Source organism: Devosia sp. Root685 (genome assembly GCF_001427875.1).
In the GTDB taxonomy this organism is placed as follows: Bacteria; Pseudomonadota; Alphaproteobacteria; order Rhizobiales; family Devosiaceae; genus Devosia.
In genome coordinates this window covers 1,243,795-1,259,910 of record NZ_LMHK01000001.1, presented here as the reverse complement: position 1 = coordinate 1,259,910, position 16,116 = coordinate 1,243,795, and the positions used below count along the sequence as shown (strand labels likewise).

The window sequence follows — 16,116 nt, the reverse complement described above, 5'->3', positions numbered from 1 at the left end:
TTTTGTTGGTCTAAGCCTGCAACGCCGCCAAAGCCGGCCGCAACCGCCCCTTGTGTTCCGCCAACACCGCCTCGGCCGCCCCGAGACTAGCCACACCCGCCGCGAGCAATACCGCCGGCTTCACTGCGCCCTTGCTTGTTTCCAGCGCAGCCGCAGCTTGAGCCTCGCTCACCCCGGAAATCGTCGCCACAATTCCCCGTGCCCGTTCGCGCAACTTGATATTGTCCGCGATCACATTGACCATAAACCCGTCATGCACATGCCCGAGGTGAATGGCCATCAGCGTCGATAGCATATTGAGCGCGATCTTCTGCGCCGTGCCTGCGCCCATGCGCGTCGATCCGGCAATTACCTCCGGTGGCGTCGGCAGGCAGATACCCACATCGGCTATATCGAGCACCGGGGCGCCCGCATTGTTGGAAATGCCAATCGTCCGCGCGCCCGCCGCTTTCGCCGCGGCCAGCGCCTCTAGAGGGTAGGGCGTTTGTCCGCTCGCCGTCAGGCCGATTACGCAATCCCGCCCGTCGAGCCGCAGATCCTCGATTGCGGCCCTCGCGACATCGCCGTCGTCCTCGGGGCCGCCCGTCATGTTCACCAGCGAGTCGAGCCCGCCGGCCAGCAGCACCACGATCTGGCTCGGAGCAATGCCATAGGTGCCCGGCAATTCCAGCGCATCGGCCAGCGCCATCAGCCCCGAACTACCCGCCGCGACATAGACCAGACGCCCCCCGGCCTCGATGCTCGCGGCCGCCAGCGCTGCGCCATCGGCGAGCGCGTCCACTGCCGTCGCAACGCTTTTCGCCGCCTCTGCCTGTCCCGCTGCCAGCAGCGAGAGAATCTCCACAGGCGGTCGCAACTCAAGCCCCTGGGCTGCCGCGTGGCGCTTTTCCGTTTGTCTTTCGGCCATAAGAAACTCCTTGGCCGGATAATGCCAAAAAAATACCACTTGTCCAGCCGAACGCCTCGGGTCATAACCCGCTTGTCGTCGGACCCAAGTTTTTGTTGAGAAATGTCCAGCGCTTCGGCGCTTTGGGCTAAAAGCTCTGGAAACGAAATCCCACGAATGGTATTTTATTGGTATTGTGGGTGAGCGCGGGCGCGGGCAGTTCCTGCCCAGGATATGAACCCGGTTATCGCAGAGATCAGGAGGAAAAACATGTCCGAGACATATGAAACCTTCTTTTCCGATCGCCCCGTCACCTTGCCCCAGGGCGGCCCACTCTATCTCCAGCTCAAGCGCTGGGTCGAAGAGGCCATCAAAAGCGGCGCGCTCAATCCCGGCGATGCCCTGCCATCCGAACGCGATCTGGCCCTGAAAGTCGATGTGTCCCGCGTCACCGTGCGCAAGGCCGTGTCGCATCTGGTGCAGGAAGGCGTGCTCGTACAGCGCCATGGATCGGGCACTTTCGTCGCCCCGGCCACCCAGCGTGTCGAACAGTCGCTCTCCCAACTCACTTCTTTCACCGAAGATATGGCACGCCGCGGCATGGCCGTGCGCGCCGAATGGCTCGATCGTGGCCTCTATATTCCCTCGCCGGAAGAAACCGTCATCCTCGGCCTGTCCTCGGGCGAAAAAGTCGCGCGCATTTCTCGACTGCGTTTGACCGGCGACATGCCGCTGGCCATCGAGCGCGCCAGCCTTTCCGGTTCAATCCTGCCTGAGCCCGCGGCAATCGGGGATTCGCTGTACAAGCACCTCGATCTCTCCGGCAATCGCCCGGTCCGCGCCATCCAGCGCATTCGCGCCGCCCATCTCAACGATGACGATGCGCATCTGCTGCAGGTCCCCGTGGGCTCGGCTGGCCTCAATATCGAACGCACGTCCTACCTGTCTTCGGGCCGCGTTATCGAATTCACCCGCTCCATCTATCGGGGCGATATGTACGACTTCGTCGCCGAGCTCCGGTTGGGCGAAGCACCTGCCAATGGAGCGATAAAATCATGACCAGCCAAACCCACATGCGCCGCGAAGTGGATGAAATCCCGCAGGTTGTGTCCCGCTTCCTCGTCGAATCCGCGCCGACGCTCGATGCCGCCGCTGCACGTCTCCGCGAAGTCGATCCCTCCGTCGTCGTCACCGTCGCCCGTGGCTCGTCCGACCACGCTTCGGCTTATTTGAAATACGCCATCGAACTGACGCTCGGCCTGCCGGTCGCCTCCATCGGCCCCTCCATTGCCTCGATCTATGGGCGGGATTTGCGCCTTTCCAACGCCGTGGCCATCGCCATTTCCCAGTCCGGCAAAAGCCCCGACATTGTCGGCATGGCCCAGTCGGCCCGCCGCAGCGGCGCAACCACCATCGCCATCACCAACACCGCCGGCTCGCCCATCGCCGAAGCCAGCGATTTCACCATTGATCTCCATGCAGGAACGGAAAAGAGCGTCGCCGCGACCAAGAGTTTCGTGACCTCGGTCGTCGCCGGCCTTGCTCTCCTCTCGCGCTGGAGCGGCGATGCCGATCTCACCCGCGCCGTTGCTGCCCTGCCGGAAAGTCTTGCCAAGGCCGTAACCTGCGACTGGTCCGAATTGGTCACCGCCCTCGATGGCCACAATGCCCTCTATGTGTTGGGCCGCGGCCCAGGCTTTGCAATCGCCAATGAAGCCGCGCTGAAATTCAAGGAAACCTGCAATATCCAGGCCGAATCCTATAGCGCCGCCGAAGTCATGCACGGCCCCGTCGCCATCGTCACGCCAGGCTATCCGGTCCTGGGCCTAGCGGCGCGCGACGCTGCCGAAGCCTCGGTCGCCGATATGGCGCACAAGCTCGCGGGGCAGGGGGCTCTCGCCTTCCTGACCAGCGACCGGCCGGGCGCCGCAAAGGCATTGCCCTTCGCCACTACGGGCCACCCCATCACCGATCCGCTGGCGCTGATCGTCTCCTTCTACGGTTTCGTCGAGGCGCTCTCTCGCCATCGTGGTCTCAATCCGGACGTGCCGCCGGCCCTCAAGAAAGTCACGGAAACGGTATGAGCGATCTTCTCGCCATATCCGGCGCCCGCATTTTCGACAGTGCCGCCTGGCATGATAACGCTGCTCTGCTGATCGAGTTCGGCTATGTGGCCGGTATCGTCCCGGCCAGCGACATTCCCGCCAATGCCGAGCGCGTCGCCCTAGATGGCGGCATGATCGTCCCCGGCTTCATCGACCTGCAGGTCAATGGCGGCGGCGGCGTCCTTTTCAACAACGATACCTCGCTCGAAGCCATCCGCACCATTTGCGCTGCCCACGCGCAGTTCGGCACCACGGCTTTATTGCCGACGCTGATCACCGATACGGCGGCGGTCAACGAAAAAGCCATCGCCGCAGGCATAGCCGCCGAAGCCGCGCGCGTGCCTGGTTTCATCGGCCTCCACCTCGAAGGTCCCCACCTGTCGCTGGCGCGCAAAGGCACGCACGATCCGGCTCTGATCCGTCCCATGGACGCGTCCGATCTCGCCCGCCTCAAGCGCGCCGCCGAAGCCCTGCCCAATCTCATCTGCACCGTTGCCGCAGAAACGGCGACGCCGCAGCAGATCGCGATCCTCTCCGAGGCCGGCGCCGTTGTCAGTATCGGCCATTCCGACGCCGACTACGCGACCGCCATGGCGGCCTTCGCGGCCGGCGCCACCATGTCGACGCATCTCTTTAATGCCATGAGCCAGATGGGCAATCGCGAGCCCGGCGTCGTCGGCGCCACGCTCGATAGTCCCAAAGCCTTTGCCGGCCTCATAGCCGACGGCATCCACGTGCACCCCGCCAGCATCGGCGCCGCCCTTCGCGCCAAGCGCGGGCCAGGAAAAATCTTCCTCGTCACCGACGCCATGTCGCAGACCGGTACGGACATCCAGACCCTGACCCTGAATGGCCGCACCATCACCCGCGCCGGCGGCGCCCTGCGTCTGGCCGATGGCACCCTGGCCGGCGCCGATCTCGATATGATCGACGCCGTCAATTTCATGGTCGATACGATCGGGCTGGAGGTCGATGAAGTCCTCCGCATGGCCTCGCTCTACCCCGCCGAGGCCATGGGCATCGAAGCCACCTACGGCACGCTGCAACGGGGCGCCGTCGCCAGCTTCGCGTATCTCTCCGATACCCGTCAGATGCGCGCAACGTGGATCGACGGCGTGGAAGTTTTCCACGCCTAGTCGGGGGCCGGGTGAGGGGGGCTTCCCGGACGCCGCCTCCCTCAACCGCGCCCGATATAGGGCATGTTCGTCGCCATCACGGTCATGAACTGCACATTGGCGCTCAATGGCAGCCCGGCCATATAGCGCACCGCCTCCACCACATGGTTCACATCGAACGTCGGCTCCGGCATCATCTGCCCATTGGCCTGCAATGATCCCGCGTTCATCTGGCTCGTCATATCCGTCGCTGCATTGCCGATATCGATCTGCCCGCAGGCGATATTATAGGCCCGTCCATCGAGCGAAATCGCCTTGGTCAGCCCGGTAATGGCATGCTTCGATGTCGTATAGGACGCCGCCTGCGGCCGCGGCACATAGGCCGAGATCGACCCATTGTTGATGATCCGGCCACCCTGCGGGCTTTGCTCACGCATTAGCCGGAACGCTTCGCGCGCCACATAGAAGGCGCCGTTTAGATTGGTATCGATCATCTCGCGCCAGGTCTCTACATCGAGATCGCCGAACGGTTTTGCGGGTGCAAAGCGGCCTGCATTGTTGAACACCAGGTCCAACCGGCCATGCTTTTCCCCAATCTTGGAGAACAGCGTTGCGACCTCATCGGGCTTGGTCACATCGCAAACCAGCCCCTCGACCTGCCCGCCCCGAGCGATCTCCTCAACCAGTTCCGCGCGCCGGCCGCAAATGGTGACGGCCCATCCCGCCTGCGCCAGCCCCAGCGCCACTGCCTTTCCAATGCCCGACGTGCCCCCTGTTACAAGGGCGATTCCGGTGGTCGTCATAGTGTCTCCTCCACAAGCTGGTCACGGTTACGCCATGTGTCGGGCAGTGGGGTACGTGTGTCAAATGCTGGCTTGCGCGGCCGCAATCTCGTCATTGTGAAAGCCGAAACCCCTGCAAAGCCGTGGTTTTTAATGGCTGCTTCACAAGTCTTAACAGGTGGTTTCCATCTGTGTGCTGAATCTGCAACATCCGGATAGCAACCATATTGTGGCGGGGGTGAAACCGGCTTTGTTTGATTGCGTCCGATGTTTGCATGCGTAGAGTGGGTCTTGCGAATCCATGCATGGGATCGTTTGTCGGTCGCAACGCGACGGCAACACACTGCACCACGAATAGTGTGGTCGCGTTACGACAAACCGCTGGGTAACCGGCACCAAATGACTGACTTTGGAGGTCAACTAATGAAACTCAAGAGCCTTATCCTCGGTTCTGTTGCCGCTGCTGGTCTCTCGACCGCCGGCTTTGCTGCCGATCTTGGCGTTCTTACCTCGCTGGACGTTTGCGATGCGCTCGGTCTTTCCGGCCTGACGATCTCGTCCGACACCAACTGCCTGCAGATCTCGGGCGGCGTTTCCTACGAAATGCGCTTCGGTGACTACCGTGCGTCCGAACTGGTCGGCCCGACCGTTCTGGACAACAACGTGTTTGCCAATGGCAACCCGAACATCGACGTTATCGGTGCTGATTTCGACAACGTAACCGGTGTCCGTAATGACTGGCAGAGCAAGGTTGAAGCCTGGCTCAAGTTCGTCGGCACCGCCGACAGCGACTTTGGTCCTGCCAAGGCTGTCATCAAGCTGAAGACCGCTGAAGCCTACCGTGCTCAGAACGGCGTCTACGCTCCTTGGGGCGACAACAAGCCCTGGAACATCGACGAAGCTTACGTCTCCGTTGGTGATACCACTGTCATCATGGCTGGTAAGAAGGGTTCGATCGCTAACTTCGGCGATGCCGCTCCGTTCAATTACCTCGGCCTCTTCGGCTACTCCAAGGTCGACAACGGCGTCCTGTTCGACAATGATGATACCCCGGCTTACCTCGGCGGCCATGTCATCCAGGTCGTTTCCGATCTCGGCAACGGCGTGAGCGTCGCTGCTGGTCTCGAAAACATCGACGGTAGCAACTCTGGTACAATTAACCCTCTGGTGCTTCCCGGCGCCAATGCACAGAACGCTGGTACGCTCGTTGGCGTCCTGTCCTATGCCGGTGAAGGTATCACTGCTCACGTCACTGGTCTTGCCATCGGCGTTCTCGACGGCACGGTCAATGCTTGGGGTCTCCATGCTGGCGCAACCGGTACCTTCGACCAGTTCAAGGTCCGCGCTGCTGGCGCTTACTTCAACGACAGCCTGACCTCCACGAACAAGTTCCACGGTCTTGTGACCGGCGAAGCTGCATTCGACATGTTCAAGATCGCTCTGTCGGGTGAATATCAGCGCAAGGATATCGCTGGCGTGATCACCGACGGCTACGGCATCGGCGGCTCCGTTGGCGCCACCGTTACCGAAGGCGTCTCGATCAACCTCGGCGCTCGTTACTTCAACCTCAGCAACAACGCTGGCGTTTCGGTCAACGAAGGCACCACCCAGGTTTCGGCTCAGCTCGTCGCTGCCGTCACCGAAACCATCAAGATCACCGGCGAACTCGGTGCTTACTTCAACAACGTCACGCTTCCGGCTGCTCATCCTGCAGCTGCTGGTGCTACGAACACCTCCAACAGCGGCGACAGCGTGTACTACGGTGCAGCCGAACTCGCTTGGGCTCCCGGCGGCGGTTTCACCTCGTCCATCAAGGGCGAAGTGTACTCGAACAACGCCTACCGCGTTCAGTTCAAGGCTGCCAAGTCCTTCGAATAATTCGAGGTCTCGGTTACAAAACGGAAAGGCCCGGCTCACGCCGGGCCTTTCTGCTTTTAACGCCAGCGGTAGGCAGGTCGGGTCGCGTGACAGTTCACTCTCGCACAGCCGTCACCCCGGCGAAGTCCGGGGCCCATCCTGAGATTTGCGCGCCTTGATCCGCTGACAATCGCGTCATACCAGCCGAGATAGACCATTCTTCTTGCTTCTCTTTAGCGCTGATGACTTTTGCCCCCGCGCCAAATCATCTACTTTCCCGGCAATGCGGCACTTAATGGAATCGATATGAAGAGGCACCTTCGTCACCTCGTGACGTCTGGAATGATCGCGCTTGGCCTGGCTCTGAGCTTTGGCCATCCTTCGGCGGCCCAATCCTCCGTCGTCGCCGTTCCGCCGCCGCAGGTTTCCGACTATTGGGTCAGCATTTCGCGCCAACCCGGCGGCACATTCGTTTTCGATGGTTATGCCCCCAGTGCTGTCATTCGCGACGCTCTCGGTGCCCACACGGGCGCCGATGTTTCCTGGCTCAAACTCGGCTCCGGCGCACCCGCCGGCTATGACGCCGCGACGGCCTTCGGTCTTGCTGCCCTCGATCGTTTCTCCGAAGGTCGTTTCGCCTTGCGCGGAACCGTGCTGTCGCTCAGCGGCACTGCTGCGACCCAGGCCGATTTCATCGCGCTTCAGTCGCTCGCGAAAGAAGTCCCCGCCGGACTTATCCTCGCCATGGCCGAAATTTCCGCGCCGCGCGTCGAATCCTACGCCTTCTCGCTCCGCCGCCAGCCCAACGGCAATGTGCTCCTCTCCGGCTTTGTCCCAAAACCTGCGCTCGAACAGCGTCTTCTCCTGGCGGTCGGCGCGCGCGCCAGCTCCACCCTGCGCTTCGGCTCGGGCGAACCCCTCAATTTCGAAGCCAGTCTCGACAAGGTCCTGCCTCTCTTCGCCTTGCTGAAAGATGGAGAGATCAAACTCGAAGGCGGTACCTGGCTTTTTTCCGGCAGGCCCCTGACGACGTCCGACGCCGAATCCATCCGCGCGACTTTCGCCCGCGATCGCTTGAGCGAAGCCGGCTGGAGCCTTGCTCTCGCCGTGCCCGCGCCTGATGCGCCCCAACCCGTCCAGGTCGCAACGGCACCGGCCGAACCCGTCGCAGCGGAGCCGGTTCCTCCAGCAGAAGTCACGCAGCCCGAACCGGAACCTGTCGTGGCGCCAGCGGCGCAGGCCGCCCCACAAGTCCCAGCCGCACCTGCGCCGTCCACGCCACCCGAAACCCTCGAGCAGTGCCGAACCAATCTCGCGGCTCTGTCCGCCCAAAATGGCATTCTCTTCCGCTCCGGCGCCGCCGTCCTGGCCGAGGGCACAGCGACGATCCTTGCATCCATCGCCGATGCGATCACTCATTGTCCTGATGTCGCCATCGACGTTGCCGGCCACACCGATTCCGATGGCGAGGCCGCCGCAAATCTGGCCCTGTCCGTTGCGCGCGCCGAGGCAGTGACCACGGCGCTGATTGGTCTCGGTATTGACCCGGAACGCCTCTATGCCATCGGCTATGGTGAGTCCCAGCCAGTAGCCGACAACGCCACCTCCGCCGGCAAAGCACAAAACCGTCGCATCGTCGTGTCGGTGCGCGACGGCGCTTGATCGTCAGGCAGCTTTGCTCCGCACCGGCGCGCCCACCTTGAAAACGAAGCCGGCAACGGCTTCGATTTCATCGTGCTGGTCGAAAAGGGCAGGGGAGCCTTGCCCGGCAATGGTCAGCGCCAGCGCATCGGGCCGCCGCCGCACCATTTCCTCATAAGTCTCGCGCCGCAATTGATCCGTCAGTTGCGTGCGGAGGATCATCAGCGGCATGCCGTTCAACGCGTCGAAAAGCGGCCATTGCGGCGTCAGCACATCGTCAAAGCTGATTTCTTCCAGCGGCGCCAGCAGTCGTTGGTCAAACAGTGGCCGCGCGCGCCCCCGCTTGTCGATCGTGTGGCTCCGCTGCGCCAAGGCATCCAGCGCCTCTTCCGAAAGCTCCGGATAGTCGCCCGCCAGCATGCGTCGGAACCCGGCCGCAACGCGCTTGCCGCCCCTCAGCGCATCGATATGCCTATGATTGTTACGCAATCGCACAATGCCGCGAGAATCAACGATAGGCCCGGCATCGAGCAGGATCGTACCCGCCACCAGCAGCGGATGCGCCGCGGCCAACGCCATGGCAACCTGCCCGCCATGCCCCTGACCCAAAATGATTGCCCGCCCTATGCCCAAAGCAGTCAGAATATCGGCGACATCACGCGCATCGGTCAGCGAATTGTAGTCGCCAGCCTTTGCGCGGTCGTCGGCGCGGCCCCGTCCCGGCAAGTCAATCAACACCACCGGCCAGTTTCCCGGTCCCAGACGGCAGAAATAGCCCACGAAATCGGCAAAATCGCTCATGTTCCGCTGCAGACCCGCCAGGCACACAAGCGGTATTTTCCCCCGGCCTAGCGGCGCAGTGACATGCACCGCTGCGCGCACGCTGGCGTCCCGGGTTGCGATGAACTCCACCGGAAAATCGGCAAAAGGCTTGTGATCGGGCGGAACGGCGCGCCGTTTGCGCAACATGGAATTTTCCTCAGGCCCTCGGGCTTTGCCTGTTGTGCCCGCCCGAGGGCATAGCGATCAAGTCCTGATGTTTTTGCGCCGCAGCTTTTTGCGCAGAGTTGCCGAAGCGCGCCATTCGTCTTGTGACAGATTGAACTTGAAAGTATGGTGCGCGTCTCCGAAGGCCCCTTCGGCGACAATCCAGACATGCGCAACCCGGTTTTCCGGGCCAATTGAGGAATACTGACAAAATGCTGCGAGGTTCGATTACGGCACTCATCACTCCCATGCGCAATGGGACAGTGGATGAGAAAGCCTTCGCCAGCTTTGTCGAGTGGCAGATCGAGCAGGGCTCGCACGGCCTCGTGCCGGTCGGCACCACGGGCGAAAGCCCGACCGTGAGCCACGAAGAACACCGCCGCGTCGTCGAAATTTGCGTCGAAGTCACCAATAAGCGCGTACCGATCGTTGCCGGCGCTGGGTCCAATTCGACCGCTGAAGCCGTTTCGCTGGCCAAGTTCGCCGAAGAAACCGGCGCCGATGCCGTGCTTTCGGTCGTGCCCTATTACAACAAGCCGAACCAGGAAGGCCTCTTCCAGCATTTTTCCGCTGTCGCCAAGGCTGTGGGCATTCCGGTCATTCTTTACTCCGTACCCGGCCGCACGATCGTTGACCTGACCGTCGATACCATTGCGCGCCTGCGCGATGCGCACAGCAATATCATCGGCGTCAAGGACGCGACCGGCAATCTCGAACGCGCCACCATGCAGCGCATCAAGCTGGGCAAGGATTTCGTTCTCCTGTCGGGCGATGACAGCACCGCTCTCGGCTTTAACGCCCATGGCGGCCATGGCTGCATTTCGGTCACGGCGAATGTCGCCCCGCGCCTTTGTTCGCAGATGCAGGAGCTCTCGCTGGCCGGCGATTTTGCCGCGGCCCGCGATATCAACGACAAGCTCGCTTTCCTCCACAAGGACCTGTTCATGGAGCCCAATCCGGCTCCGGCCAAGTATGTGGCGAACCGTCTCAATCTCTGCGCCAACGAAATGCGCCTGCCGCTGACCCCCATCAGCAAGCCGGCCCAGGACGCCATGGACTTTGCAATGAGCCATGCAGGTCTTATCTAAGAGCATCGAGCGAAAAAGTGGGCACCGGTTTTTCACGCCGGAGAGGCGCCCAGGGAACTTATGGTACAGGCAAAGAACGACAAGAAGAAAAACGGTGTGATCAGCCACGGTCTCGTGGCTGAAAACCGCCGCTCGCGCTATGACTATGCGATCGGCGAGACCATGGAAGCCGGCCTCGTGCTGACCGGCACCGAGGTCAAGTCGTTGCGTCTGGGCAAGGCACAGATCACCGAGTCATACGCCTCCCCGGAAAAAGGCGAGCTCTGGCTGATCAACGCCCACATCCCCGAATATCTGCAGGCCAACCGTTTCAACCACGTCGAAAAGCGGCCCCGCAAGCTGCTGGTTTCCAAAAAGCAGTTGGCCCACCTCGAAACCGAAGTTTCGCGCGCCGGCAACACGATCGTACCGCTAAAGCTGTTCTTCAACGACCAGGGCCGCGCCAAGCTTCTTATTGGCATCGGCAAGGGCAAGAAGAATTACGACAAACGCGAAACCGAGCGCAATCGCGACTGGAACCGCGACAAATCCCGCATCATGAAGGAAGGCGGGCGGGGCTAGGTTTTGGTTTGAGCCGTTAACGCTCACCAACACCCCCCATCCCTCATAAGGGGGCGGTGCTGCGGCTGTGATTTTGGCTAGGTAGCGCCCAAGAACTGGATATGACACCTCCCCCTTGATGGCGGAGGATGGGAGGGGGTGTTGGCAAACACCCAAGCCCTCAACTTAAACCTCGACCGGCCTCTGCACCTGCGGGCGACCAACCGTTTTTGCCAGTTCCACCACATCGAGGAAAAAATCCGCCTGCCGCCGCAGGTCGTCCGAGATCATCGGCGTCGAGGTCGTCAGCGTCGAAACCACCGTCACCCGTTTGCCCTTGCGCTGCAGCGCCGCCACCAGCGCGGTGAAGTCGCCGTCGCCGGAAAAGAGAATAAGGTGGTCGTAATAGGGTGAAAGTTCCAGCGCATCGACGCAAAGTTCGATGTCCATATTGCCCTTCACCTTGCGCCGCCCGAGCGCATCGGTGAATTCCTTGGCCGGCTTGGTGACGACCGTATAGCCGTTATAATCGAGCCAATCGATCAGCGGGCGGATCGAGGAATATTCCTGATCCTCGATCAGTGCGGTGTAATAATTGGCCCGCAAAAGATAGGCCTTGGCGCTGAATTCGCTGAGCAATTTGCGATAGTCAATGTCGACGCCGATGGCTTTCGACGTGGCATAGAGATTGGCGCCATCGATGAAGAGCGCAATCTTTTCCCGTGGATCTACGGCCATGCTCTCAAAATTCTCCAATGAAATGAGTGGTTTCCAACCACTTGGTGCCGGCTTGCCTGGGGCGCGGCGAGGAAATCTCGCCCGGACACCTATCTTAACTTCGCTATCCGTATATTTTCTTGGCATCGGCAGCGCAAGGGGGCGCGCTTTGTCCCGTCAAGCTTGCCATCCCGGTTAACGTGGTGTATGCGGAGACTTTCTCCCCACAATTTTGGAGACGTTCGTGGCACGCGTCACCGTTGAAGACTGCATCGAAAAGGTCGACAATCGCTTCGACCTCGTGCTCATGGCCGCTCACCGTGCGCGCATGATTTCCTCCGGCGCCCAGATCACGGTCTCTCGCGACAACGACAAGAACCCCGTCGTTGCCCTGCGTGAAATCGGCGATGGCACCATTTCCCCTGATGATCTGCATGAAGATCTGATCCACTCGCTACAGAAGTATGTGGAAGTCGACGAGCCCGAAAGCCATGCCGCCCCGCTCATCGAGAGCGCCGGCGACGACGACTCGATCAACTTCGACACCATCAGCGAAGAAGAACTCCTCCGCGGCATCGAGAGCCTCGCTCCGCCGGAACGCCGCGACGACTGAAAAGTCCGGTCGTGTGAATATCAAGCACCCTCGGCGAAAGCCGGGGGTGTTTTTGTTTTGGGCTGGCCCCGGCAGCTATTGCAGTAGCCCTCATGGTGAGGTGCTTTGCTCTTGCAAAGCCTCGAACCACGTGGGCGTGGCACCTTGGTCTCCACTCGCCCGCCCTCGTGGTTCGAGGCTACGCTTCGCTGCGCACCTCACCATGAGGTCTTCGGTTTTTTCCGTCGTCACATTGAAACTGCTCCTCCGTCTCTTCCCATTTTCATTCAACGCGTTAAGTATGGAATCTTCCGAGAGCAGCGACTTCCATGATGCGTCAGTATGAGCTCGTCGAACGCGTTCAGGCCTATAACCCGAACGCCGACGAGCAGTTGTTGAATAAGGCCTATGTCTACGCCATGCAGAAGCATGGCTCGCAAAAGCGCGCCTCCGGCGACCCCTATTTCAACCACCCGCTCGAAGTCGCAGCCATCCTCACCGAGCTCAAACTCGATGACGCGTCCATTGCCGTCGGCCTGCTTCACGATACCGTGGAAGATACCGACGCGACCCGCGCCGAAATCGACCAGATCTTTGGCCCCGAGATCGCCACCATCGTCGATGGCCTGACCAAGATCGAACGCCTCAATCTCGTCAGCCGCGAGGAAGCGCAGGCCGAAAACCTCAGAAAGCTCCTACTCGCCATCAGCCAGGACGTCCGCGTTCTCCTGGTCAAGCTCGCCGATCGCCTGCACAATATGCGCACCCTGCAATATATGCGCGCCGACAAGCAACAGCGTATCGCGCAGGAAACCATGGATATCTATGCCCCGCTCGCCGGGCGCATGGGTATGCAGGACATGCGCAACGAGCTCGAAGATCTATCTTTCCGCATTCTCCAGCCCGATCACTACACCGCGATTATCGAGCGCCTTGAACAGCTTCAGGCCGAGAACAAGGAAACAATCGACACCATCACGCGCGAGCTGACCGAACGCCTCTCGGCCGAGGGCATTACCCCGCGCGTCAAAGCGCGGGTAAAGTCGCCCTATTCGATCTTCTCGAAAATCCAGCGCAAGTCGATCGCCCTCGAACAGCTGTCCGACATGATTGGCTTCCGCGTCATCGTCGGCTCGACCGAGGAGTGCTACCGCACTGTCGGGTTCATCCACACCACCTGGAAAGTCGTGCCCGGCCGCTTCAAGGACTATATCTCGGTCCCCAAGCATAACGATTATCGCTCGATCCACACCACCATCGTCGGTCCCAGCCGCCAGCGCGTCGAGTTGCAGATTCGCACCGAAGAGATGGACCGCATCGCCGAATTCGGCATCGCCGCTCACGCTCTCTATAAGGATGGCTCCTCGGCCAATCTCGGCCGTATCGAAATGGAATCGCAGGCCTATGGCTCGCTGCGCCAGTCGATCAGCCACCTGACCTCGGGCATTTCGGCCGAAGATTTCCTTGAATATACCAAGCTCGAACTTTTCCAGGACCAGGTTTTCTGCTTCACCCCGCGCGGGCGCCTCATCGCCCTGCCGCGGGGTGCCACGCCCATCGATTTCGCCTATGCGCTCCACACCGATATCGGCGACACCTGTGTCGGCGCCAAGATCAATGGCCTGATCCTGCCCCTCGTCACCCAGCTACGCTCGGGCGACGAAGTCGAAATCCTGCGCGATCAAAACCATCGCCCGCCCAGCAACTGGATCGGCATCGCCGCCACCGGTAAGGCCCGCGCGGCTATCCGCCGTGCCGTGCGCCAATCGTCCCAGCAGCGCGCCTATGCGCTTGGCGAGCACGTGCTCAATATGATGCTCGAACGCGAAGGCGTCATGCTCGACGATAGCGAGAGCAAGACCCTCGCCGAAGAGCTTGGCCAGCCCGGCAAGCGCGAATTCCTCATCGCCGTGGGCGAAGGCAAGATCGGCAGCGAAGACCTCGGCAATGCCCTCGCCAAGGTAAAGGGCATCCGCAAGCGTCGCCGCAAGCTCGATCTGCCGGTTGCCGACATGGCCGATGGCTGGTTTGCCCTGCGCGCCACCGATCAGTTCAAGTTCCGCGTCCCCGGTGGCCAGCATGCCGGCCCCAATGCCAAGGCCGCTTTGGCCCAGCTCGATTTCCACACCCCCGTCGCCATGTCGGGGGAGGGGGTCGTGCCCGGCGATCGGCTCGTGGGCATTCTAGAACCCAATGCTCCGCTCACCGTCTATCCCATCCATTCCGATGCGCTGATCGAAAAGCACAATGGCGACGTCGCCTGGGTCGATGTTCGCTGGGACGTCGCGGCCACTGAAGACAAACTCTATGCCACCGTCGTCTCGATGGAATCGGTCAATCGTCCCGGGTCACTGGCGCAGATTTCCTCCGCCATCGCCTCGTGTGAGGCCAATATCAACAATCTGGTCATGCGGATGATTTCGCCCGACTTCCACCAGATGATTTTCGAAATCGAGGTCCGCGACCTTGCGCAATTGACCGATGTTCTGGCAACGCTCAAGCGCAGTCCGGGCCTTTCCGCCGTCCAGCGGGCTGGTCTGAGGGAAGCGAGCATGATCTCGACCCTCGAATGGGACGGCAAGATTGATAGGAGTGCGCGCCGTGACGAAAGATGAAGTGCTGGATATTTTCCGCAAGTGTGGCGCGCTGCTCGAAGGCCACTTCATTCTGTCCTCGGGCCTCCGCTCGCCGCTGTTCCTGCAAAAGGCAAAGGTCTTTCAATACGCAGCCGAGACCGAAAAGCTCTGCAAGGCGCTGGCCGATAAGATCCGCGCCGAAGTTCCCGGCGTCACCAAGGTTGTCTCCCCCGCCATCGGCGGCATCATCCCCGGCTACGAAACCGCCCGCCAGCTTGGCCTGCCGGCGCTTTACACCGAGCGGGTGGATGGCCAGTTCGAACTGCGCCGCGGTTTTGAGATTTCGCCTGACGACAAGGTAATCGTCGTCGAAGACATCGTGTCCACGGGCCTCTCCATCCGCGAATGCGTCGCCGCCCTCCGCGCCATCGGCGCCAATGTCGTGGCCGCCGCCTGCCTCATCGACCGCTCCGGCGGCGAAGCCGATGTTGGCGTGCCCCTGGTCTCGCTGATCGAATTCAAGGTCCCGGCCTATCCCGCAGACCAACTCCCGCCCGAACTCGCCGCCATTCCGGCCGTGAAGCCGGGAAGCCGCGGCATTCAGGGCGTGAAGTAAATGCCTCCCCTCGCTCTGTTCCTACCCTCGCCCCTTGAGGGAGAGGGACAGATTTTCTGCGTTCAGCAGAAAATCAGGGTGAGGGGTATTCTCTCCTCCGCAGAGGAGCGGGTAACTAGATCCCATACCCCTCATCCGCCCTTCGGGCACCTTCTCCCTCAAGGGGAGAAGGAAGAAAGGGAAGAACAATGATCATCGGCCTCGGCTCCGACCTCATCGAAATTCATCGCGTGGCCCACGCGCTCGATCGCCACGGCGAGCGCTTCACCCATCGCTGTTTCACCGAACTCGAACGCGCAAAATCCGATCGCCGCGCTCAGCGCGCCGCATCCTATGCCAAGCGTTTCGCCGCCAAGGAAGCATGCTCCAAAGCTCTCGGCACCGGCCTTAGTTCCGGCGTTTATTGGCGCGATATGGGCGTTGTGAACCTGCCCTCGGGCAAGCCCACGATGAAACTCACCAACGGCGCTCTGCGCGCCCTGGAGCGACTTGTCCCGCCGGGCCACGAGCCCCATATCCACATCACCATTACCGACGACGCGGGCCTGGCTCAGGCTTTCGTCATCATCGAAGCGCTGCCGGTTGACCCTTCACGGGCAAGCGTCTAACGCTCA

The 16,116-nt window shown here is 61.3% G+C and carries 15 protein-coding genes; 11 read left to right on the top strand and 4 right to left on the bottom strand.

Translation table 11 applies throughout. The features are described 5' to 3' along the window. Nucleotides 1-10 precede the first annotated feature (10 nt). Nucleotides 11-907, bottom strand: coding sequence for an N-acetylmuramic acid 6-phosphate etherase (locus tag ASD83_RS06065; protein WP_056308861.1), 897 nt, complete (start codon nucleotides 905-907; stop codon nucleotides 11-13). A gap of 249 nt (nucleotides 908-1,156) precedes the next feature. On the opposite strand from ASD83_RS06065, the gene ASD83_RS06060 reads away from it, so the two are divergent. The 3 genes from ASD83_RS06060 to nagA are packed head-to-tail and all read left to right on the top strand — an operon-like array spanning nucleotide 1,157 to nucleotide 4,127. Next, complete coding sequence (locus ASD83_RS06060; RefSeq protein ID WP_056308860.1) at nucleotides 1,157-1,945, top strand: GntR family transcriptional regulator; 789 nt, start codon at nucleotides 1,157-1,159, stop codon at nucleotides 1,943-1,945. After that, nucleotides 1,942-2,970 (top strand): SIS domain-containing protein, encoded by a 1,029-nt coding sequence (locus tag ASD83_RS06055; RefSeq protein ID WP_056308858.1) that lies wholly within the window; start codon nucleotides 1,942-1,944, stop codon nucleotides 2,968-2,970. Before ASD83_RS06060 ends, ASD83_RS06055 begins: the two co-directional genes overlap by 4 nt. Beyond that, nucleotides 2,967-4,127, top strand: a complete 1,161-nt coding sequence (nagA, locus tag ASD83_RS06050) for an N-acetylglucosamine-6-phosphate deacetylase (RefSeq protein WP_056308855.1) — start codon at nucleotides 2,967-2,969, stop codon at nucleotides 4,125-4,127. Before ASD83_RS06055 ends, nagA begins: the two co-directional genes overlap by 4 nt. A 41-nt stretch (nucleotides 4,128-4,168) precedes the next feature. On the opposite strand, the gene ASD83_RS06045 is transcribed toward nagA, so the two are convergent. Further along, a complete protein-coding gene (locus ASD83_RS06045) occupies nucleotides 4,169-4,909 on the bottom strand; it encodes an SDR family oxidoreductase (RefSeq protein ID WP_056308852.1) in 741 nt (246 codons plus the stop codon). A gap of 402 nt (nucleotides 4,910-5,311) precedes the next feature. Between ASD83_RS06045 and ASD83_RS06040 the strand changes: the two genes are divergently transcribed. Continuing rightward, nucleotides 5,312-6,766: a hypothetical protein gene (locus ASD83_RS06040; RefSeq protein ID WP_056308850.1), complete on the top strand. Its 1,455-nt coding sequence runs from the start codon at nucleotides 5,312-5,314 to the stop codon at nucleotides 6,764-6,766. A gap of 285 nt (nucleotides 6,767-7,051) precedes the next feature. Further along, complete coding sequence (locus ASD83_RS06035) at nucleotides 7,052-8,407, top strand: OmpA family protein (RefSeq protein ID WP_156385778.1); 1,356 nt, start codon at nucleotides 7,052-7,054, stop codon at nucleotides 8,405-8,407. A gap of 3 nt (nucleotides 8,408-8,410) precedes the next feature. Here the strand turns inward: ASD83_RS06035 and ASD83_RS06030 are convergent, their stop codons facing one another. Next, complete coding sequence (locus ASD83_RS06030) at nucleotides 8,411-9,355, bottom strand: alpha/beta hydrolase (protein WP_056308847.1); 945 nt, start codon at nucleotides 9,353-9,355, stop codon at nucleotides 8,411-8,413. Nucleotides 9,356-9,585: 230 nt separating this feature from the next. Between ASD83_RS06030 and dapA the strand changes: the two genes are divergently transcribed. Further along, entirely contained in the window at nucleotides 9,586-10,461 is an 876-nt protein-coding gene (dapA, locus tag ASD83_RS06025; RefSeq protein ID WP_156385776.1) for a 4-hydroxy-tetrahydrodipicolinate synthase, read from the top strand. Nucleotides 10,462-10,521: 60 nt separating this feature from the next. Continuing rightward, entirely contained in the window at nucleotides 10,522-11,022 is a 501-nt protein-coding gene (gene smpB / locus ASD83_RS06020; RefSeq protein WP_056308843.1) for an SsrA-binding protein SmpB, read from the top strand. Nucleotides 11,023-11,187: 165 nt separating this feature from the next. Here the strand turns inward: smpB and ASD83_RS06015 are convergent, their stop codons facing one another. Then, entirely contained in the window at nucleotides 11,188-11,739 is a 552-nt protein-coding gene (locus ASD83_RS06015) for an NYN domain-containing protein (RefSeq protein WP_056308842.1), read from the bottom strand. A gap of 223 nt (nucleotides 11,740-11,962) precedes the next feature. Here ASD83_RS06015 and rpoZ point away from each other — a divergent pair, with 223 nt between their 5' ends. The 4 genes from rpoZ (at nucleotide 11,963) to acpS (ending at nucleotide 16,110) form a co-directional block, all read left to right on the top strand. Continuing rightward, complete coding sequence (gene rpoZ / locus ASD83_RS06010) at nucleotides 11,963-12,331, top strand: DNA-directed RNA polymerase subunit omega (RefSeq protein ID WP_056309918.1); 369 nt, start codon at nucleotides 11,963-11,965, stop codon at nucleotides 12,329-12,331. Between the two features lie 308 nt (nucleotides 12,332-12,639). After that, entirely contained in the window at nucleotides 12,640-14,925 is a 2,286-nt protein-coding gene (locus tag ASD83_RS06005) for a RelA/SpoT family protein (protein ID WP_056308840.1), read from the top strand. After that, the gene (gene pyrE / locus ASD83_RS06000) at nucleotides 14,912-15,502 is read left to right on the top strand and encodes an orotate phosphoribosyltransferase (RefSeq protein ID WP_056309916.1); all 591 of its coding nucleotides are present in this window, start codon (nucleotides 14,912-14,914) and stop codon (nucleotides 15,500-15,502) included. Before ASD83_RS06005 ends, pyrE begins: the two co-directional genes overlap by 14 nt. Nucleotides 15,503-15,690: 188 nt before the next feature. Further along, entirely contained in the window at nucleotides 15,691-16,110 is a 420-nt protein-coding gene (gene acpS / locus ASD83_RS05990) for a holo-ACP synthase (RefSeq protein ID WP_056308837.1), read from the top strand. The last annotated feature ends 6 nt before the right edge of the window (nucleotides 16,111-16,116 follow it).

Excerpts from the sequence above, each read along its gene's own strand:
- ASD83_RS06065 (WP_056308861.1), bottom strand. The coding sequence starts at position 907 with ATGGCCGAAAGACAAACGGAAAAGCGCCACGCGGCAGCCCAGGGGCTT.
- ASD83_RS06060 (WP_056308860.1), top strand. The coding sequence starts at position 1,157 with ATGTCCGAGACATATGAAACCTTCTTTTCCGATCGCCCCGTCACCTTG.
- ASD83_RS06055 (WP_056308858.1), top strand. The coding sequence starts at position 1,942 with ATGACCAGCCAAACCCACATGCGCCGCGAAGTGGATGAAATCCCGCAG.
- nagA (WP_056308855.1), top strand. The coding sequence starts at position 2,967 with ATGAGCGATCTTCTCGCCATATCCGGCGCCCGCATTTTCGACAGTGCC.
- ASD83_RS06045 (WP_056308852.1), bottom strand. The coding sequence starts at position 4,909 with ATGACGACCACCGGAATCGCCCTTGTAACAGGGGGCACGTCGGGCATT.
- ASD83_RS06040 (WP_056308850.1), top strand. The coding sequence starts at position 5,312 with ATGAAACTCAAGAGCCTTATCCTCGGTTCTGTTGCCGCTGCTGGTCTC.
- ASD83_RS06035 (WP_156385778.1), top strand. The coding sequence starts at position 7,052 with ATGAAGAGGCACCTTCGTCACCTCGTGACGTCTGGAATGATCGCGCTT.
- ASD83_RS06030 (WP_056308847.1), bottom strand. The coding sequence starts at position 9,355 with ATGTTGCGCAAACGGCGCGCCGTTCCGCCCGATCACAAGCCTTTTGCC.
- dapA (WP_156385776.1), top strand. The coding sequence starts at position 9,586 with ATGCTGCGAGGTTCGATTACGGCACTCATCACTCCCATGCGCAATGGG.
- smpB (WP_056308843.1), top strand. The coding sequence starts at position 10,522 with ATGGTACAGGCAAAGAACGACAAGAAGAAAAACGGTGTGATCAGCCAC.
- ASD83_RS06015 (WP_056308842.1), bottom strand. The coding sequence starts at position 11,739 with ATGGCCGTAGATCCACGGGAAAAGATTGCGCTCTTCATCGATGGCGCC.
- ASD83_RS06005 (WP_056308840.1), top strand. The coding sequence starts at position 12,640 with ATGATGCGTCAGTATGAGCTCGTCGAACGCGTTCAGGCCTATAACCCG.
- acpS (WP_056308837.1), top strand. The coding sequence starts at position 15,691 with ATGATCATCGGCCTCGGCTCCGACCTCATCGAAATTCATCGCGTGGCC.